This is a genomic window from Endozoicomonas sp. ALD068 (assembly GCF_049310145.1).
Classification (GTDB): Bacteria; Pseudomonadota; Gammaproteobacteria; order Pseudomonadales; family Endozoicomonadaceae; genus Endozoicomonas_A.
In genome coordinates this window covers 3,778,059-3,801,285 of record NZ_JBLYNU010000004.1, presented here as the reverse complement: position 1 = coordinate 3,801,285, position 23,227 = coordinate 3,778,059, and the positions used below count along the sequence as shown (strand labels likewise).

The window sequence follows — 23,227 nt, the reverse complement described above, 5'->3', positions numbered from 1 at the left end:
GAGACATGATGGCTCATAAGCAAGCAACTGAATTAGTACCCCTGAATATTGCGGTTCTGACTGTTTCTGATACCCGCACAGAGGAAACAGATACCTCCGGCCAACTGTTGGTGGATAATCTGACCGCCACCGGTCATAAACTGGCTGACAAAGCCATTGTCAAAGACGACATCTACAAGATTCGTGAAGTCGTATCCCGCTGGATCGCCTCGGATCATGTTCAGGTCGTTCTGGTGACTGGCGGTACAGGTTTTTCAGGTCGTGACAGTACACCGGAAGCCTTACTCCCCATTTTTGACAAGGAGGTAGACGGTTATGGCGAGCTGTTCCGGCAACTCTCCTATGAGCAGGTGGGTACCTCTACTATTCAGTCGAGAACCGTTGCCGGCTTGGCCAATGGCACCATCATTTTTGCGATGCCGGGTTCTAACAACGCTTGCAAGACTGCCTGGGAAGGTATTATCAGAGAGCAGTTGGACCGTCGTCATCGCCCCTGCAACTTTGTCGAGCAACTCAAAAAGGTTGAAGGCTGATGTCGCTCACCCATACCAACGACGAGGGCAAGGCCAGCATGGTGGACGTGGGTGACAAAAATGTCACCCGGCGTGAAGCCATGGCAGAAGGTTTCGTGGTGATGAAGCCGGAAACGCTGGCACTGGTAGCCGACAATGGTCTCAAGAAAGGCGATGTTCTGGCGGTAGCACGCATTGCCGGTATTCAGGCTGCTAAACAGTGTGGCAACCTGATCCCTCTGTGTCATCCGTTAATGCTTAACTTCATTGGCGTAGAATTTGAACTTGAGCCAGAGCAAAACCGCATACGTATTGAGACCTGCTGTCGCCTGAGCGGTAAAACCGGTGTTGAAATGGAAGCACTGGCAGCAGCTTCAGTGGCGGCTTTGACGATCTACGACATGTGCAAGGCGGTGGATAAGGATATGTGCATCGAAGGTGTGCGGGTGCTTGAGAAAAGCGGTGGCAAGGGCGGCCACTACAAAGCAGGGTAGATGGCTGTGGCAACATAGGAAGCTGCCACTGGTTTGCGGGTTTTAGTTAATGGGTTGTCGTTGCCGGATTAATAATTCCAGTTGTTCAAAGCGTTCAGTGAACTTGGCATCCATCTGCTCCATGCGTTCGGCGAACTTTGAATCCATCTGGTCCATGCGTTCGGTGAATTTTGAGTCCATCTGGTCCATGCGTTTTGTGAATTTTGAGTCCATCTGGTCCATGCGCTTGGTGAATTTTGAGTCCATATGATCCATACGTTCATTGAGCTCAGTGTTCATTTGATTAATTGTTTTATCCGTTTGATCCATACGCTCGGTGAATCTGGCGTCCATCTCATCAAAGCGTTTGTCGGTTCTCATAAAGCCGGCATGAGTTGCAGCGGTTAAGGCATTGACATGTTCCTTAACCGACCCAACATCATTTTTAACATCAGCAATGTCGTTGATAACGTCTGCGACATCAAGCTTTAATCCGGTGATATCACTCTGATTGGTCAGGGCGATATTTTTGATTTCTGCACAGACCTTTGCGAGGCTATGCACGTCGGCGTCCAGGTTTTTATGTTGTATTTCCAGTATGTCGAGTCTGGCTTCGATGGGTGACATAGATACAGCCTTGTTTTAGTAGAACGTTATTGAGTAGAACTCTCAAAGTAGCAGACTTTTTCCAGAGGAGAGTAAATCCGGTGATTAAGGTTCTTTTTTTTGCCAGCTACCGGGAAAAGCTGGGTACAGACAGACTGGAGCTGGCAGAGATTCCAGAGAATCTTTCTGCACTCCGAAGTCTGCTCTCTGCAAAGGGGCAAGACTGGCAGGAAGTCGTCAATGACTCACGCACCCTGGTGGCTTTGAACCAGACCATGACCCGTAAGGATTTTGAAATAAAAGAAGGCGACGAAATTGCTTTCTTTCCCCCCGTCACCGGAGGGTGATCATGATCTCGATACAGAAAGACGACTTTGATCCGGGCTATGAACAGGATCAGCTCAGTGGCAACACCGGTACCGGGGCGCTGGTGACTTTCACCGGACTGGTGCGGGATGAAAACCTCGGGGATGATGTGGGAGGGCTGTACCTGGAACATTATCCGGGTATGACCGAGAAGGCGCTCCAGGAAATTATTGATGAAGCCGCAGAACGTTGGCCACTGCAAGCCATTAAAGTAATTCACCGGGTTGGACAGCTTCAGCCGGGCGACAGAATTGTTTTTGTCGGTGTGGCCAGTGCCCACCGCAAAGCAGCCTTTGAGATCTGTGAGTTTGTTATGGACTACCTGAAAACTCGTGCTCCTTTCTGGAAAAAGGAAACCACGCCAGAAGGTGATCGCTGGGTCGATGCCAGAGAGTCCGATGAACAGGCAGCCAAACGCTGGGGACAGGAATCCTTGTGAAGTATTGGCTGGGTATGCTGACACTGTTGTTGAGCATAGGCGCAACCGCCGCCAATCTTCGAGTGGCGGTATCGGCCAATTTTAAACCTGTGCTGGAACATCTGGCTGAACAGTTTATGCGTCAGACCGGCCACAGGGTCAGTATCTCTTCAGCGTCGACCGGCGTGCTCTATCACCAGATTATGCACGGTGCTCCTTTTGATCTTTTCTTCTCAGCCGATCAAGCCCGACCCCTGAAGCTGGAAAGCCATGGCAGGGTGCTGCCAGACAGTCGCAGAACATACGCCTATGGACGTCTGGTTCTGTGGCATCGAACAGAACATAAAAACCCCTCTTCGATTGAGCAGCTCAAAGACTGGCAGGGAAGACTGGCTATTGCCAACCCCGCAACCGCTCCCTACGGACTGGCGGCAAAACAATCTCTGGAAAAATTGGGGTTATGGCAGAGTTATCAGGGGCGGCTGGTTCAGGGCGCTAACATTCAGCAGACCTGGCAGTTTGTTGCCAGCGGTAATGTTGATATGGGACTGGTTGCCTTATCTCAGCTGACGGGTGAAGAGCTGAAGCAAATCACCTATGTGCCGGACAGGCTTTATGATCCCGTTCGTCAGGATATGGTGATACTGAAAAGGACAGTGCATAAAAAGATAGCTCAGGCGTTTTCGGCGTTTGTGTTGTCTGTCTCGTCCCAGAAATATATTGCTGAGCATGGCTATTTTCCAGCCATCAAGGATAGGGCGAAATAATGCTGACCACAGCCATCTTGCTGACTATTAAACTGGCTCTGACGACGACGCTGCTATTAATGCTGGTGGGTGTCCCTCTGGCCTGGAAACTGGCCAATATGAAAAGTCGTTTTCGGCCATTGATAGAAGCTTTTGTGGGTTTGCCACTGGTGCTTCCGCCGACGGTACTCGGTTTTTATCTGTTAATCGCCTTCTCGCCAGACAATATTCTGGGCCAGTGGTGGGTTGATCTAACCGGTTCTACCCTCGCATTCAGTTTTTCAGGGCTGGTGGTTGCTTCTGTACTGTATTCGTTGCCATTTGTCGTACAACCTCTGCAAAGAGCGTTTGAGCAGCTGGATTATGGTCTGCTTGAAGCCGCCTCAATGCTGGGTGCCAGTCGGCTTGACCGGTTTATGAATGTGGTTCTGCCTAATTCCCTCAGAGCATTATTACTGGCTGCCTGTATGGGGTTTGCTCATACTGTGGGCGAGTTTGGAGTGGTGCTCATGATCGGCGGCAATATTCCCGGCGAAACCCAGGTATTGTCCATTGCCTTATACGATGCGGTGGAAACCCAACAGCTGGATCAGGCGCATGCTATGGCAGCGGGTTTGTTAACCTTTGCTCTTGTGATGCTGGTAGCCCTCTATAGCATTGACAAGCGACAGGTGTCTGGAGTGAGTAATCATTGATGTTGAAACTGGATATTCAACTGCCCCGGGATCGATTTGATCTTTCCATCAATAGCTCCCTGAAGCTCAATGCTGTCTGGGGCATCATGGGTGCTTCGGGCTGTGGCAAAACCTCGCTGCTCAGAGCCATTGCCGGTCTGGAAAAACAGGTGCTGGGTCGGATTCAGTTTAATGAACAGGTCTGGATGGACAGCGAACAGGGTATTTTTGTACCCCCGGAACAACGTGGGATAGGTTACATCTTTCAGGAAGCCCGTTTATTTCCACATTTGAGCGTTCTGGGTAACCTGCAGTTTTCCATGAAGCGCTCAAACACTGATCGACAGGGATTAACCTTTGCAGAAGTCGTCGAGCAATCAGGCATTGGTCACTTGTTAAGTCGCGGCGTTGAAACCTTGTCCGGCGGAGAAAAACAACGTGTAGCCATTGCCCGTACTTTGTTGAATGCGCCACAGGTGCTGTTAATGGACGAGCCTCTGGCCTCTCTGGATTGGGATTCCAAGGCAACGATATTGCCCTGCTTAAGAAGTATTCACCGGGATTTTAATATCCCCATCATCATGGTTAGTCATTCAAGAGAAGAGGTGGCTCGCCTGACAGACAAGGTGTTATTACTGCACCGGGGCACTGTGACCGGCAAAGATCAGAGTCAGACTCTGTTAAACAGCGCATTAGCCGTAGATGATCAGCATGAGCCGCTGTTATCCATGCTGGAAGCAGAAGTGGTTGATCATGATAAAGACTATGGGCTTACTGTTCTGAATGCGGAAGGCCATACGCTGCATGTTCACGAGTCAGGTTTGGCGTTAGGGGCCAGAGTGCGAATGATTGTCCCTGCCCATGAAGTAAGTATTGTCCTGGAAGATTTTCGCGACACCAGTGTTTTGAATCGTTTGCCGGTGGTGATTGATTCAATACAAACAAGAGACGACTGGCACCAGTTAATTACATTGTGTCTTGGGGAGCAGAGATTAATGGCCCTGGTGACACGAAAGTCGGTGGATCGGTTGGTGCTGAAAATTGGCATGAAGGTGTTTGCTCATTTTAAGGCTTCGGGGTTGGAGGTGGTTTGAGGTTAAGACGCACTGAATTCAGAATGAATGACTATAATAGCTACTTTGGCAGGAGGGATATCTGATGGGCGAGCCACTTTACGACTCTGACTTTTACGGATGGGTCAATCAACAGCTTGATTTGCTCAGGTCCGGGAATTTGGATGAAGCCGATATCAAGAATATTGCACTGGAAATAGAAGCTATGGGGAAAAACCTGCATCGAGAGCTAGTCAGTCGTTTGAAGATTCTCTTGATGCATTTGCTGAAGTGGCAATATCAACCGGGTCTGCAATCCAATAGCTGGCGGTATACGATTATAGGCCAAAGGGCAGAACTCTCGGATCACATTAACGATAACCCCAGCCTTAAACCCAGAATCCCGGCAGCCATGGAAAGAGCCTACCGGTACGCACTGATTGAGGCGACCAAAGAGACAGGGTTGACTATTGAGACGTTTCCTTCGACTTGTCCCTGGACTTACGACCAAGCTATGAGTGCTGATTTCTGGCCAGCAGACTTTCTACAATAGCCTCCCTTTTAATAGGATTTGGGGGGGAATGATCGACAATCAGCATTTAAGCGACTTCGATCAGTCCCATGATGAATCTGGTAATGAGTCGTTAGAACGAGCCATTCTGACATCTTCAGCAAAACTCTCTGCCTCATCCCCCAGTCTTGGTTGGTAGTCTGCATGTCCGCTTTCTTCGCCTTCTATCAAGAGCTGCCGGAGGGTTTCCAGCTTTTTGTTCTGGTTTTCAAGCAGCCGCAACGCAGTCCTGATGACTTCATTGGCTGAGCTATAACGACCACTATCGACTTGTCTGGAGATAAAGTTGTCGAAGTGTTCTCCAAGGGTAATACAGGTATTTTTTGGCATCTTATTGGCTCAGTGCACTATGGCATGTGAAAGTAATAATTGATCAGAAAGACACTAACAATAGTAGTAATCAGACCTCCAAAAGTAATCCAGAACTGTCGGCTCAGTACGGCCAGCTCACTGCGAATCTCAGCTCTCATTTCTTTCATTTCGGCCCGGATGTCCTTATTGTCCATGCGCAGCTCGTGGATGGATTGATGAGTTTCTTCTCGCAGGTTTACAAAATCAGCCTGAAGTTTATTCTGATCGGTATGCATTACTTCCCGTAGACTTACGAATTCAGCCTGAAGTTTATTATCACCGACGTGCATCTCTTCTCGTAATGAGGCAATACTACGTTCTGTATCAAGTTTGACTTGCAGGATGCTTTCCTGAAGCACCAGAATATCTTCTTTGGTGGCGAGGTTTTGAGGGAGTTCGCTACTGACGAACTCCAAGGCTATATCTTCGTTCATACCCATTCTTTTGAGTTCTTTAAACAGGGCATTTTGCACTGGTGGGCTCCTTGTTGGCCTTAAACTGATAGTGGGAGGAACTATAGTTGAAACCCTTCTTTTTGCCAGAATCCTGTGTGGCTCAGGGGCTGCCTTTTGTCAGGCAACTAAACGTCAGAAACCGTGTTTTTTGTCAAGCTGAAAAAGTTGGCCAAAACAACACAAATACACCAGAAAAAGGTTGCTTTTTTCTTTCTGGAATATATCGTAATGCTCTAAGGATGTTCCCTTATCTGTGTGCGGTCTCTGCAGTTGGATAAGGTTGATGTACCACTTTCGCACAGGGTCTCAGGACAGAAAGTTTTGCATCAAAAAGCTCTCAGCGAGCAGTCAGGAAGACATTACAGCCATGAGTGGTTATTTTTTCATCGTATTCTGCCCATCAGACAATGGACTGGATGAAAGAGTATTTATGGAAGCGTCACTGTCGGGTGCTTACGGCCTGTGGTGGCAGGTTGATTCAATAATAAAAATGTATGTCCTCAGGGGGCTAAGAATAATGAAAAAACAACAAAGTGGTTTTACGCTGATTGAATTGATGATCGTTGTGGCGATTATTGGGATTTTGGCGGCTGTGGCTTTGCCGGCTTATCAAACTTACACTGCACGTGCTGCATACTCTGAAATAATTGCTGCTGCTGGACCTTCTAAGACAGCTGTGGAAGTCTGTGCTCAAACAGGTCGGCCTGCAGATTGCTCTCAGCTGGCAGCTACAGAAATTCTAGCTGCTAGTACTGCTGCAGATTCATTGGTAGACAGTGTTCTGATCGGTGGTGCTTCTAATTCTGTGACTATCACAGTGACTCCAACAAATGGTGTTGATAATATCGCTGCTGCTACAACCTATGTTCTGACTGGCTCTGTTGCAGGCGGGACTGTTCAATGGGCTACTGGTGGTGGCTGTACTGCTGAAGGCTTCTGCTGATTCATGCTACTAGGGAGCTTTATGCTCCCTTTCTTGTCTCTTTGTATGAACCATTGTGTTGAAGAGTCTTATGGCTTATTTCAAAGCTAATACGTCCAATATAGCTATTTCTTTATTCGGTTTTCATTTCCTGCTCTTTATGCACTTAGTCCTTCCAAATGGTGGTGGAAGTGACTTGTATCTACCTCAAAACAGTGTTGCTTGGATTTTTATCTCACTGATCAGCTTCTTAGGTATTGTATGTGTTTTTAGAAAGCAGAAATTAGAGTATACAAGGGTTTTGCTTATATTTTCTTTTGCTCTTGTAATCTTAGTTGTGCCCGTTTTTTATAAACAAAGCAGTGACCTTCCAAACCGGCTGATTGCAATGACTGCGTTATTATTTTTCTACTTTTCATTGATTCAATTAGAGCTTAATAGAAAGCATAAGCTCGTCATTCTTTACTTTATTCTAATATCAGCTACGTTTCAGTGCCTTTATGTGTTCTTCGAGATTGTTAAGCCTATCCCTGAAAGTCAACTTTACGGCTACAAATACTCAATAAGACCGGGTGGAGTCTTTCAGCAACCCAATGTTTTGGCAAGCTATTTAGCATCTTCAATACCTCTTTCAATTATTCTAATGTCATTCAGCGAGGGAGGTGAAACGATAAAAAGAGCGTTGGTGCTAATTACTGTTTTTATTTCCAGCTTTGTGCTTTTTGTCCTTCAATCAAGAACTGGTCTAATAGGAGCTTCACTAGCTTTTATTCTTTCAATACCTTTGTTGATAATGAAGAGTAGGAAACTTACAGGTCTGATAGTTCTATCTCTCTCTCTTGGAGTGACAGCTGGTCTACTAGCGGACATTAAAGAGGGAGCAAGATCGGCTGAGTCATTTCAGCGGATTGAACATAGATTGAATTTATATTCAGCTTCTTTTGATATGATTCTTGAAAAACCCTTTACAGGTTTCGGTTACGGAAACTTTGAGCGTTCTTATAGAGAGTTTATTGCTGATAATAGAGCGAATTATAACGAAGAAGTTATTTTTAAGGCTGTGTTTTCTCATCCTCATAATGAATTTCTTTATTGGGGGATAGAAGGAGGTGTTCTATCTACCATTGGTTTGTTAGTATTGGTTATTGGTGGATTTTACCTGCTTAAAGGAAAAGAATGGAGTTTGATCCTCGCTATAATTGGGCTTCTTTGCCCTATTGCTTTTCACACGCAAACAGAACTTCCGTTTTATTTGTCTATCACTCATGGGATTATATTTTTATTCTTTATTTATTGTTTCGACTTTAAAGTGGAAAGAATTTTTTTTAGTATAAATAAAAAAATGAAACTACTTTTATATCCTGTACCAGTCTTTTCAGTTGTCTTTATGCTAAGCAATTTGTATACGATCTATGTATTCTATGAATATGAGCGTAATGGAAAAAAAGACCCTTCCGTCCTATCGAAAGTTGTTAACCCTATGACACTTGATTTAAAGTTTGAAGGTGAGGTGAACTATTTGATGCTTTATAAGGCGTTGAAAGAAAATGACAGAGTAAATTTGATTAACTATATTTCATGGTCGGAAAAAGCTGTGAATAAGTGGCCAAGAAAAGGGATATACGTTAACAGGATCATTGCCCTGAAAGCGCTTGGTAAAAATGATCAGGCAAAGATTGTTGAGAATGAAATGAAACATTTGTTTCCTGATTAAATAGGACATAATCTAGGACACCCACATTTATTTGTGGGTTTCTAGTGCAGAGAGTAATCTAGGACACCAATAAACTAGGACACCCACATTTATTTAATCTAATGAAATAATCTAGGATACCAATGGGCAATAATCTGGGACACCCACATTTATATGTGGGTTTCTCTGGATTAGATCATTTATAAAGACACCCACATTTATGAGGGTACCAGAGTAATCTAGGACACCTAGTAATCTGGGACACCCACATTTATTTGTGGGTTTCTCATGAAGTAAGAATAAACTGGGACACCCACATTTATCTCTAAGAAGAGATATTCTAAGACACCCATATTTATCTCCCGAGTAATCTAGGACGAGTAATCTAGGACACCCACATTTATTTGTGGGTTTCTTAACACCTGTAATCTGGGACACCCATAAATTTCTCCCATGAATCCGGGGGCATCCACATTTATATATGGGTAATAATCTGGGACACCCACATTTATATGTGGGTTTCTCTTGGTAATCTGGGACACCCATATTTATCTCTAGGAAGTAATTCAGGACACCCACACTTATATGTGGGTAGTAATCTGGGAAGGAGAGCGAGTAATCTAGGACACCCACATTTGTAACAATAAACTAGGACACCAGTAATCTAAGACACCCACAATAATCTTAGACACCCACATTTATATAAACACGATAATCTGGGACACCCATATTTATCTCTAGAAGAACCAATAATCTGGGAAGAAAAGTAATCTAGGACACCCACATTTATTGGATAATCTGGGATGGATAATCTGGGACACCCATATTTATCTCCGATAATCTGGTGAACAATAATCTAGCGAGTAATCTAGAACACCCACATTTGTAACAATAAACTAGGACACCAGTAATCTAAGACACCCACAAAATTTCTGACTCGTAGCCGAGTAATTTAAGACACCCACATTTATATATGGGTGTCCTTGAATCCCCCATCCTTGAATCCCCCAGAAAGTCGAACTATTGAATCACTATTGCCTGCTTTCTTTGATGACAAAAGGCACACATTCGCTATACTTCTCTGATGAAACGCTTTAACTGGAACCCTCAGAAGAATCAGCAGCTGATCCGCGAACGGGATCAGTCTTTCGAGGAAGTCATTTTCCACATAGAGAACGAGTAATCTAAGACACCCACAAAATTTCTGACTCGTAGCCTCACGCTGTTTGGAAATACATACCCCTCCCCTCAAAAGCCGAACTCACTAACTTGAGAAAAAATATGGGCACCCACACCAGGACCCAAAGGGTCTATTCATGTCTATGGAGTGTTTAACAGTTTGAATATAGTATCAATAATGCTACTATCCTTGTATGACTAATATCACTGAAATTCTCAGTCAGATGAGAAGTAATCCCAAAGGCGTGAGGTTCAGAGACCTTTGCAAAGTCTGTGAATCATACTTTGGTGCACCAAGGCAGTCAGGATCAAGTCATAAGGTGTATAAAACACCTTGGGTTGGTGACCCAAGAGTGAATATTCAAAATAACAAGGGCAAAGCTAAACCTTACCAGGTAAGGCAGGTGTTACAGGCGATCGAACGCATAGAGGGTGATAAAAATGGATAGGAAAATTGATCGTTATACATACCGGGTAACCTGGTCTGAAGAGGATCAGGAATATGTTGGCTTATGTGCTGAATTTCCTGGCTTGAGCTGGCTTGAAGAAACGCAAGTAGGTGCTTTATCAGGAATCCAGAATTTAGTTCTGGAAACCGTAGATGAAATGAAAAATGCAAATGAAGAGATACCGCAACCTTTTTCAACCAGAGACTATAGCGGGAAAGTATTGTTAAGAATTACTCCAGAAACGCATCGTTTGTTAGTTATTCAGGCAGCCGAATCAGGTGTAAGCTTGAATCGTTATATAGCCAGTAGATTGCACTGAGTAAAAAAATAAACTGGGAGAGTAATTTAGGACACCCACATTCATATATGGGTGTCCTTGAATACCCATTGAATCCCCCTGAAAGTCGAACTATTGAATCTCTGTTGCCTGCTTTATTTGATGACAAAGGTAATCTAAGACACCCACATTTATATATGGGTGTCCTTGAATCTCCCATCCTTGAATCCCCCAGAAAGCCGAACTATTGAATCACTATTGCCTGCTTTATTTGATGACAAAAGGCACACATTCGCTATACTTCTCTGATGAAACGCTTTAACTGGAACCCTCAGAAGAATCAACAGCTGATCCGCGAACGGGATCAGTCTTTCGAGGAAGTCATTTTCCACATAGAGAATGGTGGCCTGCTGGATGACATCGTCCATCCAAATCCGCAAGCCTATCCGCATCAGCGGATCTTTGTGGTGAATGTACAGGGTTACGTCTGGCTGGTGCCCTACGTGGAAAGTGAGCAGGAGATCTTTTTGAAAACACTGATTCCCAGCCGCAAATTTACCCGTGACTATTTGGGAGATCGAACATGAAAAAAACAAGATTGGATAACGAGGAGCAAACGTTGCTCAATGCCCTTGAACAGGGTGAGTATGAGTCTGTGATGACCCCTGAGCGCAAGACGACGCTGGAAGCCATGGCCAGTGAGACGTTTAAAAAGGATAAGCGTATTAATATCCGCATTTCCCAACATGACCTGATGGCGATTAAGTCACGGGCCCAGCGGGAAGGGATTCCATACCAGACACTGGTGTCCAGTATTATTCATAAGTATTTGTCAGGGGCTTTGCGGGATGTCTGACAAGAAACCAATAAATGAGACATCCACAGATAATCTGGGACACCCATATTTATCTCTAACCAAATTAATCAAAGACACCCATATTTGTATACGGGTGTCTTTGAATCGAAGAAAGGCAAGAAATGCGACGCCCACGAAATTTCCTCAAGGGAGAATAGGTAACCCACAATATTTCTGGCAATGACTGCTATGCCTCATCGACATAATCTCTTTGTTCAATCCAGAAATGGATTGAGCAAATTAACTCCTGTATCCACAAAATTCCGGGTGTTTCTTGTGACTACTGTCAGGCCATAAACAAGGGCTGTTGCTGCAATTTGTTTGTCAATTGCGTTTTCATGGCGGGGTACTCTGAGTTTTCCCCAAATCTGTGCTTCGGTGCTACCAAAGTCAAGAATATGATCTCGATAATCATCTACCAGATGATTTAGCCATAGCTCTAACTGCTTTGCCTGAATAGAGTCATTTCGATGACGGATTTTTTCAACGCCTCTACGGAGCTCACCTATGGAGATAACACTAAGGTAGAGCTTTAATGATTTTTTTTGTGCTGTGTTGAAAAAAAGCTGAACGCCCTGATTTGCACTGTTTCTTTTTCTTAATTCACTGATGACATTGGTATCAATTAAATACATCACGATCACCGTTATCATTGATACGTTCGAAGTCCGTATCTGAGCCGACATCTGGAATGTTTTTCAGTGCTTCAGTGAAGCTTTTTTTCTTGGGACGAAGGAGAGCTGCTTCCAGAATTCTTCGATGCTCAGCTTCTGCACTTCTCCCGTGTTTTCCTGCCCGAGCTTTGAGGGCATCAACTATTTCCTCATCAATATTGCGCACTATCAGGTTAGCCATGAGAGTCATCCAGATGTATTCAATTCGTAAATGATAGCATTGATATCAGAGATGGACGATAATAAAGGTAAAAAAGTAATCAAGAACGAGCAATCTAGGACACCCATAAATTTCTCCCACGAAATTTGAGGACATCCAAATTTATATGGGTGTTCTTGATTTCCTTGAATCCGTCATATATGGGTGTCTTTGAATCCGTTTGAATCCGGTGTCTTTGAATCCGGTGAGAAAAGCGACAGAGGGGAAGGGTTGGAAGGAATTCGGGAACATCCACATTAATATGGGTGTCCTTGAATCATTGTGTTCTTGATTTCCTTGAATCCGTCATATATGGGTGTCTTTGAATCCGGTGTCTTTGAATCCGGTGAGAAAAGCGACAGAGGGGAAGGGTTGGAAGGAATTCGGGAACATCCACATTAATATGGGTGTCCTTGAATCATTGTGCTTGAATGCTTGAATGAATCCGTTTCTTCTTAACTTCCTCCGACGTACTCTGCATAAAGTTAGATATTCTCGGCAATTGCAGCTCCAGCCTGTCTATAGAGTTGATGGCGTAGATGCCGAGGTTGACATAAATGACTAGTCAGACTAGTTTTTGTTGAGAGTTTGTGATGATTCAGGAGGTCAAAGTGGAAAATCAATGGCAGTTACAAGAGGCGAAAAGCAAGTTTAGTCATATTGTGGACCGGGCTCGTCAGTTCGGTCCACAATTTGTGACCCGACACGGGCATAAAGCGGCTGTTGTTCTCTCATTTGAAGACTATCAAAAGATGTGTGCACCAGAGAATAGTCTGAGTGACTTTCTCAAAACATCTCCTTTTTCGGATTCTAATGTTGAAGCGTTTGACAGAAGTAAAGAAACCCCGAGGGATATAGATCTGTGAAGTATTTACTGGATACCTGTGTGTTGTCAGAAGCATTCAAAAAAAGTCCTGATCAGCATGTAATTGAATGGATGGATGGTTGCGAGGAAAACAAGCTTTATTTGAGTGTTTTGACTTTGGGAGAAATAGAAAAAGGGATAGGAAAGTGCCACGATCCGATAAGGCAGGATAAATTGCGGACCTGGCTTGAGTTTGATCTTATGGAGCGCTTCAAGCATAGAATATTACCTGTAGATTCAGGGGTGGCAATGGCTTGGGGGCGAATTCACTCTGAATCTGAAAAGAAGGGTGCCCCCATGCCTGTTATTGATGGGCTTATAGCTGTCACTGGCTTAGTTCATGACTGTACTGTAGTTACTCGAAATACAAACGATATGCGTATGAGCCAGGCAAAGCTATATAACCCATGGGTAGATAAGTAAATTGGGACATGAATCCGGGGGCAAGAAACAAGACACCCACAAAATTTCTGACTTAAAGGTTTTGCCACAGCCTCAGAGCCTGGGAACGAGTTGAAGAAATAAGCGTGTTTCTGAGTTTTCCTTATGCAAGGGCGGGTGCCAGTTCATGGAATAGGATAAGTGTCCCGATCCACATCAAAAGGCTTGCGTTTTCGATGTATTCTTTTGTGATTCAAGAGGTTTTTTGAATTTTTGAAGACCTTCCTGCACGGCTGCGGTTGGCCGTCATGTCCGATCACGGCTACGTCACAGATTTGTTGCCCGGCGTGGTATTTGGTTTTGTGATCCGACAGGGCTTTAGCATTATTGCAGACCTTCGCGCATGGTCGCGGCTGGCCATTATCTTCGATTATGGTTTTATCACAGATTTTTTGCCCGCTGTGATCTCTTCTTTTGTGATTCGACAAGGCATCAGGGTTCTTGCAGACTTTCCCGCAATGCCGTTTCTGACCATCTTCCCCAACCATGTTTACTTTACAGGTTTGTAGCCCGCAGTGCTCTCTTCTTATGTGATACGACAGAGTTGGAACATTTCTGCAGATTGTCCCGCACTGCCGCAGCTGGCCATCATCCCCGATCACGTTTTTCATACAGGTTTGTTGCCTGCTGTGGTAGCTGCCTTTGTGATTCGACAGGGCTATAGCATTCTGGCAGACCATCCCGCACGGCACTCGCTGGCCGTTCTCTCCAGCCACCGATACGTTACAGGTTTTTTGCCCGCTGTGGCATTTGCTTTTGTGTTCCGTCAGGGCTATAGCATTCTTGCAGACCTTCCCGCATGGCCGCTGATTTCCGTCCTCCCCAATATAGGTTATGGAACAGGTTTTCTGACCGGTGTGGTATCGACTTTTATGCACCGTCAAAGATCGAGCATTGCTGCAGATTTTTCCACATGGCTGCGGCTGGCCACCTTTCCCGATTATGGTTACAGCACAGGTTTTTTGCCCGCTGTGGACAATGCTTTTGTGATTTTCCAGGCCTCTGGCATTCTGGAAGACCTTTCCGCATGGCTGCGACTCTTTATCCTCTGTAATCACCATCAAATCACAGGTCTTTTGGCCGCTATGGAATCTGCTTTTATGAGACTTTAGTGCTCGTTTATTCTTGTAGACCTTTCCGCATTGTCGCAGCTGGCCATCCTTCCCGAACACTATCACGTTGCAGGTTGCTTGTCTGGAAGGGCCGGTTGTATCAGCCAGATGGGGGCATGATATTTGTCCGGGTCTTGCTTCTTTGTGGTCTGTTGAACTTTCTCTAGAATCTGGGGCTGCGTTGTAGGACGCATCGGAAGATTGTCGGAATTGACAAACGTCACTGCAGGGAAAAATGAAACAATTTAGACCTAAAGTGTGCGAGTGTTGTTGAGGGAATCCGTTATTCTCGCCAGAGTCAGAATGCAGTAGATTGATGAAATAGTCTTTAGGGTAGCTGTCGGTACGTAGGCCCTGCTGGCCGGATGATTCTGATGGTCGGCCTTGTTGTTCATGTTCAGAGCCAGGCATCGTAGCGGTTATCGCAAGCAGGTGACTTTGACTCGTTTCATGTTGTTCAATCGGGTTAAACAGCAATGAATCCGGGTTCCAATTGCTTTTTAAAAGCAAGCCGACGGTTATAAATGCTTCTACAGGTATCCATAAATAAGGCTTTAAACATAGAGAGATATCTCTGCTGGTCAGGAACAGTTCGTAGGTAACCAGCAGGTTTGTGGTGTAAAGCCATTGCCAGGAAATCGACTCAACGAGGGTCCTTTTTACCCTGTAACTGCCAGGTTTGTGTCGTTTGTTATCAGGCGGTAAATCCGCTTCTGCGCAGCCATTTATGTCGGCAATGTCTGGCAGGCTGCCCGACAATGTGCCTTGGTCAATCTTTATAGAAAAGTTCTGGTTTGGAAAATCTGCATTCTGTTCAAGTTCGATAATAAAACGCCTTGTTAGCGGTTTCGCTAGACAGATGACAGACAACGACAGTAACAGCAGTGTTGCAAAGAGTGAGTGTTTAATAATTCTACCCTTGCCTTCTGGTTTACAGATAAGAAGGATAGATTAGTGTGAGAGAGACCCATAAAATTTTTTACTTGTTCCCAAAGAAATCAGGGCATCCAAAAAATTTCCGACTTGTACTTGCAACCTGTTTGGAAACACATCACCCCCCCCCTCTAAAGCCGAGCTTTGTAACTTGAGATAACGTATGGACTCCCACGTTGGGACCCAGAGGGTTTAAAAGCAAGGGGGCCAGAGTTCTACGTCAGTCTGTGGAGTCTGGAAACAAGGTGTCAATGTGTAAAACCGTCCTGCCCTTACTGAAAGACAGAAACTTTGTTAGTTGCACTTAACAGCTTGCTATGAACTTTTATGCTAAAAACGCCTCTAAGTTATTAGGAGTAATTTTGTAAGCTCTTGCTAATCGAGGAAAAATACTTATCAGGGAGATAACCGACATGGATGGCATAAATAAAAATTCCGACACAGTTTTTTCAGACTCACCACCACCCAAGCGCGCCCGAAGAGGGAAATTACCCACTGGTTTCATTATGGGTAAAGAAGTTACTGTATATAATGAAAGTTCTCCGCATTGTCTCAATTTGCCCTCAGCACCCTATGTAGGGCAATCAATCGAACTACAGGAAAAGTCACCGTTTTTTCAAAGTACTTCAGATGAGACTGCCTGTGCTTTTTCAAGGCCTGTTTCACTTTATAGTGAGGGAGATAGTAGACTGTTATCCGATGTTTTAAGAGAACTGGGTGTCGACAAAAAATATATGCCTGACAGGGTTCTTGCAAAAAAAAGCGACACATTTTCATTAGCATTAGAATTGAGTTTAGGTGAACTGGAAGAAGAAACGATAAGCAGCGTAACGTCTTTAGTTCTTCAAAAAAACTTCGATCTGAAAAGCTATTCAGAATCTACTATTTTTTCACCTGATGATCAGGATGGATATAAGAACTACCTCAATAATGACCCAAAGCATGATTACGTGTTTTTTCATAAGCTTAAAGTTTCGGATGATAGCGAAGAGGAAAGTATTCATGATTTTGTTATTGTTAGGGGAGCTGAAAAATTTCACTTACTACAGTCAGTTTCTGGAGCATTCACTCTTGAACAATGGATTACTGGTGACTCTTCAATGATAAACAATCAAGTAAAAGAATTTAAAGAAGATTGTGATTTGAGTTTATTTCAGTGCGAAAAAAAATCTTCCCCTTCATCCGCTAAAAAAATGAAAAGAATCTACAAGGAATTTGAAAAAATAAAATCGTCATTCGGTAGAGTTATAAAAACATCAAATAATAAAGCCTGTTCTAAATCTATATTTGGCCAGAAGTTTGTGCCTGCATTGTTTTCAGCTTTAAAAAATTCGGATGACCGACCATATTTTAGAATGTTCTCATCTTCAAGGAGATATTTGGGAGTTAAAAAAGAAGATAAGATTACTCTTGAAGTCTATAGGGGGAAAATATAAAGAGAAACTGAGGGAATTTGGATGCTCACAAAATGTCTTGATGATTTTGCTGCGCTGTGTTAAAGATTAACTAGAAAACAGCCTTTGCAGCCCGGTGCTCCTCACTTATTTCAATAAAGAGTTTGCGTCGTCTGTTTTAACGCGCCTGATGGCGTGCCCTCTTTTATCCGAGGTAAACTGTTTTCTAAGTTGGAATAATTAAATAGCAGGAAAATATCTTTATTGACCTTCTTGTCAATTGGTGAAATATTTCTGTAACAAGATTGCATAACAATAACGAACAACAACAAACCTCTTAGGGGCGCTCCATGTCGAAACCGATAAAAGGTCTGCTGGTGCTGACCATATCCACTGCTGTCATGTTCTCTGTCGATGCACAGGCGGAAGAACTAAGGCTTTTGACCTGGGGAGGCTACGCACCCCAGGAAGTCATTGATCAGTTTGAACAGGAAACCGGTATTGCCGTTAAGGTTACCAAATCCAATAACGAAGATATGATTTCCAAGCTCCGCGCTACTCGCGGCGCAGGCTATGATCTGGTTCAGCCAAGTCAGGATCGTATTACCGGTGCTCAAAAAGAATATCGAATTTATAAGCCTATTGATCTCAGTAAACTCGATGCCGGTCAGTTTATTCCTTCCATGTTGTCTGCTACCAAAGCCAACACCACGATTAACGGTGATGTGTATGGTGTTCCTCATATCTGGGGTACCAGCGGTCTGATTGTCGATACTGCAGGTAGCAAAAGCAGCTACAGCTTTAATGACCTCTGCTCTGATGATTATAAGGGCAAAGTCTCCTATCGACTGAAGCGTCCAACCCTTATTGGTTTCGCTTTTGCTATGGGTGAAGACCCATTCGCAGCCTACGACGATCAGAAGAAGTACACTGAAATTCTCAGCAAAGTTGAGCAGAAGCTCATCAACTGTAAAGCCAATGTTAAAGCTTACTGGGAAGGCGGTGATGCTTTGCTTAACCTGCTGCGCAGTGGCGAAGTCACATTGGCTATGGGTTGGGATGCCGGCGGTTGGAAGCTGCATAAGGAAACGACTAGCATCAACTTCGTACCACCAGAGTCTGGAGCACTCGGCTGGATTGATACTTTCGCCCTTCCCGCTAAAGGCAAGAATGACGAAGCTGCTTATAAATGGATCAACTTTGTAATGCAGCCCGAAATTGCTGCCAAAATTACCGAAGCTGCGGGTAATTTTACTGCATCCGCCGGTGCTGAAGAGTTTGTTAACGATCAGCTCAGCAACAGCTACAAGATCAGCTATAACCAGAGCAGTCTCGATAATATCAAGTGGTATCCGCCAGTGCCTGCAGGTCTTGAAATCATCGAAGGGAAAACTCTGGATCGTATCAAAGCCGCACAATAGTCACTTATAGCTGTATCCGTCAGCCCTGTTTTTTTAATGTGAGATTTATATGACAGAGGCTGGTGGTTTTCCAGGATGTACAACCCGATGACTTTAGATCTCGAATGCCGCAATGTTTTCAAACACTTTGGCAGTTTTCAGGCAGTAGAAGACATTTCTCTTGAAATTACTGCTGGCTCCTTTTTCTCCATACTTGGCCCCTCTGGCTGTGGCAAAACCACCCTGCTGAGAATGCTTGCCGGTTTTTCTGAACCAGATCAGGGAGAAATTCTGATAAAAGGGAAGAATATGGCTGGTATCCCACCTAATAAGCGCCCGGTAAATATGGTATTTCAGCACCTGGCTCTTTTTCCCATGATGAATATTGGGGAAAACATTGCTTACGGGCTTAAGCGCAATAAGGTACCAAAGCTGCAGAGGGATAAAAAAGTTGCCGATGTTCTGGAACGTATTGGCTTGCCGGGTATTGAAAAAAAATCAGTCAATCAACTTTCTGGTGGTCAGAAACAGCGGGTAGCTATTGCACGATGCCTTGTGCTAGAACCGGATGTTCTCTTACTGGACGAGCCTCTTGGCGCTCTTGACCTGAAGCTTCGGGAACAAATGAAGGTTGAATTAAAAAAACTACAAAAGGCGTTTGGTACAACCTTTATTTATATAACCCATGATCAATCTGAAGCGATGGTTATGTCAGACCAGGTAGCCGTCATGAATCATGGCCGTTTAGAACAAGTGGGCTCTCCTCAGTCGCTTTACTATGAGCCAGAAACGTCATTTGTCGCTGGTTTTGTTGGTAATAATAATCGGGTGGATGGAATCGTTGAGTCTATTGCTGGTGAAACAGCAATAATTCGATCTAACGCGGGCCAGCAATTTAAAACTGCGTTTCCAAAAGTAGAACTGAACTCCGGAGACTCTGTTGATTTGTTTATACGTCCGGAAGCTATCCGTATCCGAAGAGATCAGAATGTAACTTCTGAAAACCATATTAATGGTCGGGTAGAAAATATTCTTTTTGATGGCGGTAATAGCCAGATATTGGTGAAAGATATTGATTCATCCCAGCAGTTGAGTGTTTCGTTGCCGCAGACTCAAGAGTTTCATGATCTGGTGGCTGGAGACGCTGTTTCACTGTCCTGGGATATACGACAGAACAATATTTTTTTGTCAAATAAGAAACTATCAAACAAAAAGAGGCGGCCGTGACCATGACCGGCAGAAAACTCTCTTTTTATCTACTGTTAATGCCTCTCTTGCTGACGCTGGTATTGTTGATTCTGTTACCACAGCTGGATATGCTGGTCATTTCTTTGAGGGAGCGAGTCAGTTACGGTGTTTATGAGTTCAGCCTGCTTCATTATCAGGAGTTTTTTACAGAGCCGCTCTATTGGAATACATTTTTGCGAACTGTTGTGATGTCCATTCTTGCTACTGGCCTGACATTACTGATCTCTTTCCCGGTTTCTTGGTATATCGCTAAAATTGCTCAGGGTAAAAACAAGAACCTGATGTTTCTTGCCTGTCTGATTCCATTCTGGGTCAGTGAGCTAGTGCGAACCTACGGCTGGATGATTTTGCTGCGGGAGAGCGGTGTTGTCAGTGGCTTACTGCAATGGGTTGGGCTGGCGGATGCGCCGGTAGAGATGCTGTACAACGACATCACTGTTATGACCGGCCTCGTATATGCTTCCACGCTCTTTATGGTGGTGCCTTTGGTCAGCACTCTGGAAGGAATGGATGATAGCCTTGTAGAAGCAGCTTATGATCTGGGCGGTAGCCACTTCACTGTGCTTCGCACAGTCATTATCCCATATGCTGTACCAGGTATCGTATCCGGGTGCATCGTCGTCTTTATGCTGACCCTTGGCAATTATCTGACACCGACACTTTTGGGTGGTAAAGACAGTCTCTGGTTTACCGAGCAGATTTTTACCCAGTTTATTACTCGCTTTAACTGGGAACAGGGAGCAGCCTTTGGGGTTTTATTGCTTTGCCTGTCGTCGCTGATTGTCTGGCTTGGCCTGAAGCTCAGCAAACAATCGTTCAAACAGGCATTAGCCAGTGAAACCTGAGAAATAGATCATGATACAAAGTATTCCCCAAAGCAGAGCATTTCAGAAAACTTACACGGTTTATGTATGTTTGTTCTTTTTGTTTCTTTTGGCTCCGCTTGTCACGGTTGCCGTATTCTCAATGAACGACAGTGTATTTCCTTCCCTGCCCTGGGAAGGGTTTTCTCTGGACTGGTATTTTGCTAGTAACAAAGAGCGACTTGGTTTATTTCATGACGGTGTGATAAAGGAGAGTATTATCACCAGCTTAATGATCGCACTGTTTGTTGCTATTCTGTCAGTTACTTTAGCTATTACTAATGCACTGTTGTTTGAGCGTTATGATTTCCGGGGAAAACAGTTTCTCTACAGCTTGATGTTGCTACCACTGGTGGTTCCAGGTGTCATTCTCGGGATTTCCATTCTTTCTTTCAGCAGCGGCATCGCCAATACGATAGAAGACAGTTATGGGCTTGATCTGGAGTTTTTAAGGCCTGGTCTGCCACTTGTTGTGCTTGGGCAATTCGCCTTTATCAGTACTATGGCAACACTAGTCATTTCGGCACGACTAAGAAAGCTGGATAGTGAAATGGAAGAAGCTGCTTTAAACCTTGGTGCAAGCCGTCTTGAGGTATTTATAACTATTACACTGCCCTGGTTAAAGCCAGCAGTGATGGGCTCAGCGGTTGTGGCCTTTCTGATGTCTTTCGAGAATTTTAATACCACTTTAATTCTTGCAGGCAGTGATTCCCCTTTAACGATTACATTGTTTGATCGTATGAGGGAAGGTTCAACACCTGTGCTCAATGCGGTTTCGACGCTGTTGATGGTGGGGTCTGGTGTACTTGCTCTCGTTAGTATTTTTGTTCAAAGAACGGAAACTAGAGAGAAATAGAAGGAAAATTAGATAAAAGAAAAATAAGGAAAATAGGATAAGGAAAATAGGACACCCATAGAAAAAGAAGGAAAATAGAAAAATAAGACACCCATAAAATTTCTTGACCAGAAGCCAATACATAGCCCCTCACGCATGACGAGAAATTAGGACACCCACATAAGGAAGGAAAATAGAAGGAAAGAAAATAGGACACCCATAGAAAAAGAAGGAAAATAAGACATCCATTAGGGAAGGAAAATAGGACACCCATAGAAAAAGAAGGAAAATAGAAAAATAAGACACCCATAAAATTTCTTGACCAGAAGCCAATACATAGCCCGTCACGCATAAAAAATACCTGATCGGATCAAACTTGGGATGACCCTAAACTCGATAAAACAAGGAAATACAACTTATTAGGTTTATAAAATATGCAGAATCCCATCTCACCAAATCTATTCGGTAAGAATGTGGCGTATAAGGCAAAAGATGAATCAACCAGTCTGAAATAACTGGCCACAACAATATAACCCCTGAAGCCAACGTTGACCTGTACTGATCGCATATGCCTTCATGGCCTTCAGTCGTCCGACTGCACGATAAAATCGATTGTTTCTGCTCATGGTTTTTAGCCATTCGTCACCATCTATTTCTAGTCTTGCCAAGATAGGAGGTGAGCTTTCCGCTATAGAACCTTTCTTATCTTTTCTGACCGCTCTTCCACTCCAGTCTACCAGCTCCAGATAATCATGAAGAATGTATGGCAATGTTTTATTCGGGTCTTGCTCCTGGTTCTGAAAAGGCTTCAACATGAACGGCTGCCTGCTATCTGTTGCTTCGGTAGTTTTTTCAATGCGTTTTTGGATAGAGGTATAGTCGGATTGCTCTGGTGTTGAGGCAAGTTTTGCCCTGATAGGGTTAAGGTCAACATAAGCCATACAGGTCAGTAAAGCGGCTTCATCCAGTAACGCCTGACTTTTAAAACGTCCTTCCCAGAATCGGCCCTTACAACCATCTTCCCTGTTGGCTTCACGGGCAAGATGTTCGTTCAAGCAACGCATAAACCAGCTGATACTTTTCAAACGGCTACGATACTCAGCCACATATTCATCGATACGGCTGAGCTCCGAGCAGCTGAGCTTTGCATTGCTCAAATGGCGTTGGATCAATAATGGACCTGTGAAAAGGGTAGTCCATCGCCGCAGTATTTCATCTCGATTCCACTTATCAGACTCATTGATGTTGATGTGTAGTACCAGGTGAAAGTGATTAGACATCACAGCATAAGCACAGACTTCGATAGCAAAGACAGAGGTCAATGTACGCAGACGGTCGACCACCCACTGCCTGCGATGCTCAAAACTATTCCCGGTCAGATGATCCTCACCACACAGGTAAGCCCTGCGGACGCACCGAGACACACAGTGGTAATAGGGTGTCGAACCTGAATCAATCAGGTTGCTGCGGGCTTGAGTCATGAGATCTCCTATTGCTATGGTGGGTAAAAATCGTAAACATGAGAAAAATAGCTTAACCAGTCGATTGGTCAAATATATGGATATCCTTTTTGTTCTTTCTGTCAAATATATGGGTGTCCTTTTTGTTCTCTTTTTTCCTTTCCTCTCTTTTGCTATTGGTCAAATATATGGGTGTCCTTTTT

27 protein-coding genes are annotated in these 23,227 nt (G+C 44.2%); 20 read left to right on the top strand and 7 right to left on the bottom strand.

Annotation, left to right across the window (positions count from 1 at the left end; all coding sequences use genetic code 11):
- The first annotated feature begins 8 nt into the window (after positions 1–8).
- Positions 9–533 (top strand): molybdenum cofactor biosynthesis protein B, encoded by a 525-nt coding sequence (moaB, locus tag ACO6V5_RS13545; protein ID WP_422137074.1) that lies wholly within the window; start codon positions 9–11, stop codon positions 531–533.
- Positions 533–1,006, top strand: a complete 474-nt coding sequence (gene moaC, locus ACO6V5_RS13540) for a cyclic pyranopterin monophosphate synthase MoaC (protein ID WP_422410788.1) — start codon at positions 533–535, stop codon at positions 1,004–1,006. Before moaB ends, moaC begins: the two co-directional genes overlap by 1 nt.
- Positions 1,007–1,048: 42 nt before the next feature.
- Here the strand turns inward: moaC and ACO6V5_RS13535 are convergent, their stop codons facing one another.
- Positions 1,049–1,612, bottom strand: a complete 564-nt coding sequence (locus tag ACO6V5_RS13535; RefSeq protein WP_422137232.1) for an MYG1 family protein — start codon at positions 1,610–1,612, stop codon at positions 1,049–1,051.
- An 80-nt stretch (positions 1,613–1,692) separates the two neighbouring features.
- Here ACO6V5_RS13535 and moaD point away from each other — a divergent pair, with 80 nt between their 5' ends.
- The 6 genes from moaD to ACO6V5_RS13505 all read left to right on the top strand — a co-directional run bounded on the left by moaD (position 1,693) and on the right by ACO6V5_RS13505 (position 5,400).
- Positions 1,693–1,938, top strand: a complete 246-nt coding sequence (gene moaD, locus ACO6V5_RS13530; RefSeq protein WP_422132547.1) for a molybdopterin converting factor subunit 1 — start codon at positions 1,693–1,695, stop codon at positions 1,936–1,938.
- 2 nt (positions 1,939–1,940) lie between these two features.
- A complete protein-coding gene (moaE, locus tag ACO6V5_RS13525) occupies positions 1,941–2,396 on the top strand; it encodes a molybdopterin synthase catalytic subunit MoaE (RefSeq protein ID WP_422132548.1) in 456 nt (151 codons plus the stop codon).
- Positions 2,393–3,142, top strand: coding sequence for a molybdate ABC transporter substrate-binding protein (modA, locus tag ACO6V5_RS13520; protein ID WP_422410785.1), 750 nt, complete (start codon positions 2,393–2,395; stop codon positions 3,140–3,142). The genes moaE and modA overlap by 4 nt, the downstream gene beginning before the upstream one ends.
- Positions 3,142–3,816: a molybdate ABC transporter permease subunit gene (modB, locus tag ACO6V5_RS13515; RefSeq protein WP_422137234.1), complete on the top strand. Its 675-nt coding sequence runs from the start codon at positions 3,142–3,144 to the stop codon at positions 3,814–3,816. Before modA ends, modB begins: the two co-directional genes overlap by 1 nt.
- Positions 3,816–4,889: a molybdenum ABC transporter ATP-binding protein gene (gene modC / locus ACO6V5_RS13510; RefSeq protein WP_422132551.1), complete on the top strand. Its 1,074-nt coding sequence runs from the start codon at positions 3,816–3,818 to the stop codon at positions 4,887–4,889. The genes modB and modC overlap by 1 nt, the downstream gene beginning before the upstream one ends.
- Before the next feature lie 64 nt (positions 4,890–4,953).
- Positions 4,954–5,400, top strand: a complete 447-nt coding sequence (locus ACO6V5_RS13505; RefSeq protein ID WP_422132552.1) for a DUF29 domain-containing protein — start codon at positions 4,954–4,956, stop codon at positions 5,398–5,400.
- 60 nt (positions 5,401–5,460) lie between these two features.
- Here the strand turns inward: ACO6V5_RS13505 and ACO6V5_RS13500 are convergent, their stop codons facing one another.
- Together ACO6V5_RS13500 and ACO6V5_RS13495 are read right to left on the bottom strand one after the other, a co-directional pair.
- Positions 5,461–5,748, bottom strand: a complete 288-nt coding sequence (locus ACO6V5_RS13500; RefSeq protein ID WP_422410782.1) for a type II toxin-antitoxin system ParD family antitoxin — start codon at positions 5,746–5,748, stop codon at positions 5,461–5,463.
- Between the two features lie 17 nt (positions 5,749–5,765).
- Positions 5,766–6,242 carry a hypothetical protein gene (locus tag ACO6V5_RS13495; RefSeq protein WP_422410780.1) on the bottom strand — a complete coding sequence of 159 codons (477 nt, stop codon included), beginning with the start codon at positions 6,240–6,242 and terminating at the stop codon, positions 5,766–5,768.
- 349 nt (positions 6,243–6,591) lie between these two features.
- On the opposite strand from ACO6V5_RS13495, the gene ACO6V5_RS13490 reads away from it, so the two are divergent.
- The 5 genes from ACO6V5_RS13490 to ACO6V5_RS13470 all read left to right on the top strand — a co-directional run bounded on the left by ACO6V5_RS13490 (position 6,592) and on the right by ACO6V5_RS13470 (position 11,600).
- Positions 6,592–7,167 carry a pilin gene (locus tag ACO6V5_RS13490; RefSeq protein ID WP_422410778.1) on the top strand — a complete coding sequence of 192 codons (576 nt, stop codon included), beginning with the start codon at positions 6,592–6,594 and terminating at the stop codon, positions 7,165–7,167.
- A 70-nt stretch (positions 7,168–7,237) separates the two neighbouring features.
- On the top strand, positions 7,238–8,860 hold the full coding sequence (locus tag ACO6V5_RS13485; protein WP_422410776.1) for a Wzy polymerase domain-containing protein: 1,623 nt from the start codon (positions 7,238–7,240) through the stop codon (positions 8,858–8,860).
- A 1,599-nt stretch (positions 8,861–10,459) separates the two neighbouring features.
- On the top strand, positions 10,460–10,786 hold the full coding sequence (locus ACO6V5_RS13480; RefSeq protein ID WP_422137239.1) for a type II toxin-antitoxin system HicB family antitoxin: 327 nt from the start codon (positions 10,460–10,462) through the stop codon (positions 10,784–10,786).
- Between the two features lie 266 nt (positions 10,787–11,052).
- On the top strand, positions 11,053–11,331 hold the full coding sequence (locus tag ACO6V5_RS13475; protein WP_422137240.1) for a hypothetical protein: 279 nt from the start codon (positions 11,053–11,055) through the stop codon (positions 11,329–11,331).
- The gene (locus tag ACO6V5_RS13470; RefSeq protein ID WP_422132557.1) at positions 11,328–11,600 is read left to right on the top strand and encodes a CopG family antitoxin; all 273 of its coding nucleotides are present in this window, start codon (positions 11,328–11,330) and stop codon (positions 11,598–11,600) included. Before ACO6V5_RS13475 ends, ACO6V5_RS13470 begins: the two co-directional genes overlap by 4 nt.
- A gap of 215 nt (positions 11,601–11,815) precedes the next feature.
- Here the strand turns inward: ACO6V5_RS13470 and ACO6V5_RS13465 are convergent, their stop codons facing one another.
- Both ACO6V5_RS13465 and ACO6V5_RS13460 read right to left on the bottom strand, forming a co-directional pair.
- Positions 11,816–12,235 (bottom strand): type II toxin-antitoxin system VapC family toxin, encoded by a 420-nt coding sequence (locus ACO6V5_RS13465; protein ID WP_422410774.1) that lies wholly within the window; start codon positions 12,233–12,235, stop codon positions 11,816–11,818.
- Positions 12,222–12,455: a FitA-like ribbon-helix-helix domain-containing protein gene (locus ACO6V5_RS13460; RefSeq protein ID WP_422132560.1), complete on the bottom strand. Its 234-nt coding sequence runs from the start codon at positions 12,453–12,455 to the stop codon at positions 12,222–12,224. Before ACO6V5_RS13460 ends, ACO6V5_RS13465 begins: the two co-directional genes overlap by 14 nt.
- 629 nt (positions 12,456–13,084) lie before the next feature.
- Between ACO6V5_RS13460 and ACO6V5_RS13455 the strand changes: the two genes are divergently transcribed.
- Positions 13,085–13,339, top strand: coding sequence for a type II toxin-antitoxin system Phd/YefM family antitoxin (locus ACO6V5_RS13455; protein WP_422137242.1), 255 nt, complete (start codon positions 13,085–13,087; stop codon positions 13,337–13,339).
- Positions 13,336–13,761: a type II toxin-antitoxin system VapC family toxin gene (locus tag ACO6V5_RS13450; RefSeq protein ID WP_422137243.1), complete on the top strand. Its 426-nt coding sequence runs from the start codon at positions 13,336–13,338 to the stop codon at positions 13,759–13,761. Before ACO6V5_RS13455 ends, ACO6V5_RS13450 begins: the two co-directional genes overlap by 4 nt.
- Before the next feature lie 143 nt (positions 13,762–13,904).
- Here the strand turns inward: ACO6V5_RS13450 and ACO6V5_RS13445 are convergent, their stop codons facing one another.
- Complete coding sequence (locus ACO6V5_RS13445; RefSeq protein ID WP_422412396.1) at positions 13,905–15,761, bottom strand: hypothetical protein; 1,857 nt, start codon at positions 15,759–15,761, stop codon at positions 13,905–13,907.
- Positions 15,762–16,237: 476 nt separating this feature from the next.
- Here ACO6V5_RS13445 and ACO6V5_RS13440 point away from each other — a divergent pair, with 476 nt between their 5' ends.
- The 5 genes from ACO6V5_RS13440 (at position 16,238) to ACO6V5_RS13420 (ending at position 21,585) form a co-directional block, all read left to right on the top strand.
- Entirely contained in the window at positions 16,238–17,260 is a 1,023-nt protein-coding gene (locus ACO6V5_RS13440; protein ID WP_422412394.1) for a hypothetical protein, read from the top strand.
- A gap of 308 nt (positions 17,261–17,568) precedes the next feature.
- Positions 17,569–18,639, top strand: coding sequence for an extracellular solute-binding protein (locus tag ACO6V5_RS13435; protein WP_422132563.1), 1,071 nt, complete (start codon positions 17,569–17,571; stop codon positions 18,637–18,639).
- Positions 18,640–18,726: 87 nt separating this feature from the next.
- Complete coding sequence (locus tag ACO6V5_RS13430; protein WP_422412392.1) at positions 18,727–19,845, top strand: ABC transporter ATP-binding protein; 1,119 nt, start codon at positions 18,727–18,729, stop codon at positions 19,843–19,845.
- Between the two features lie 2 nt (positions 19,846–19,847).
- Positions 19,848–20,711: an ABC transporter permease gene (locus ACO6V5_RS13425; RefSeq protein ID WP_422412390.1), complete on the top strand. Its 864-nt coding sequence runs from the start codon at positions 19,848–19,850 to the stop codon at positions 20,709–20,711.
- A gap of 10 nt (positions 20,712–20,721) precedes the next feature.
- A complete protein-coding gene (locus ACO6V5_RS13420) occupies positions 20,722–21,585 on the top strand; it encodes an ABC transporter permease (RefSeq protein ID WP_422132566.1) in 864 nt (287 codons plus the stop codon).
- A 476-nt stretch (positions 21,586–22,061) separates the two neighbouring features.
- Here ACO6V5_RS13420 and ACO6V5_RS13415 read toward each other — a convergent pair whose 3' ends face one another.
- A complete protein-coding gene (locus ACO6V5_RS13415; protein WP_422412387.1) occupies positions 22,062–23,045 on the bottom strand; it encodes a transposase in 984 nt (327 codons plus the stop codon).
- Between the last annotated feature and the right edge of the window lie 182 nt (positions 23,046–23,227).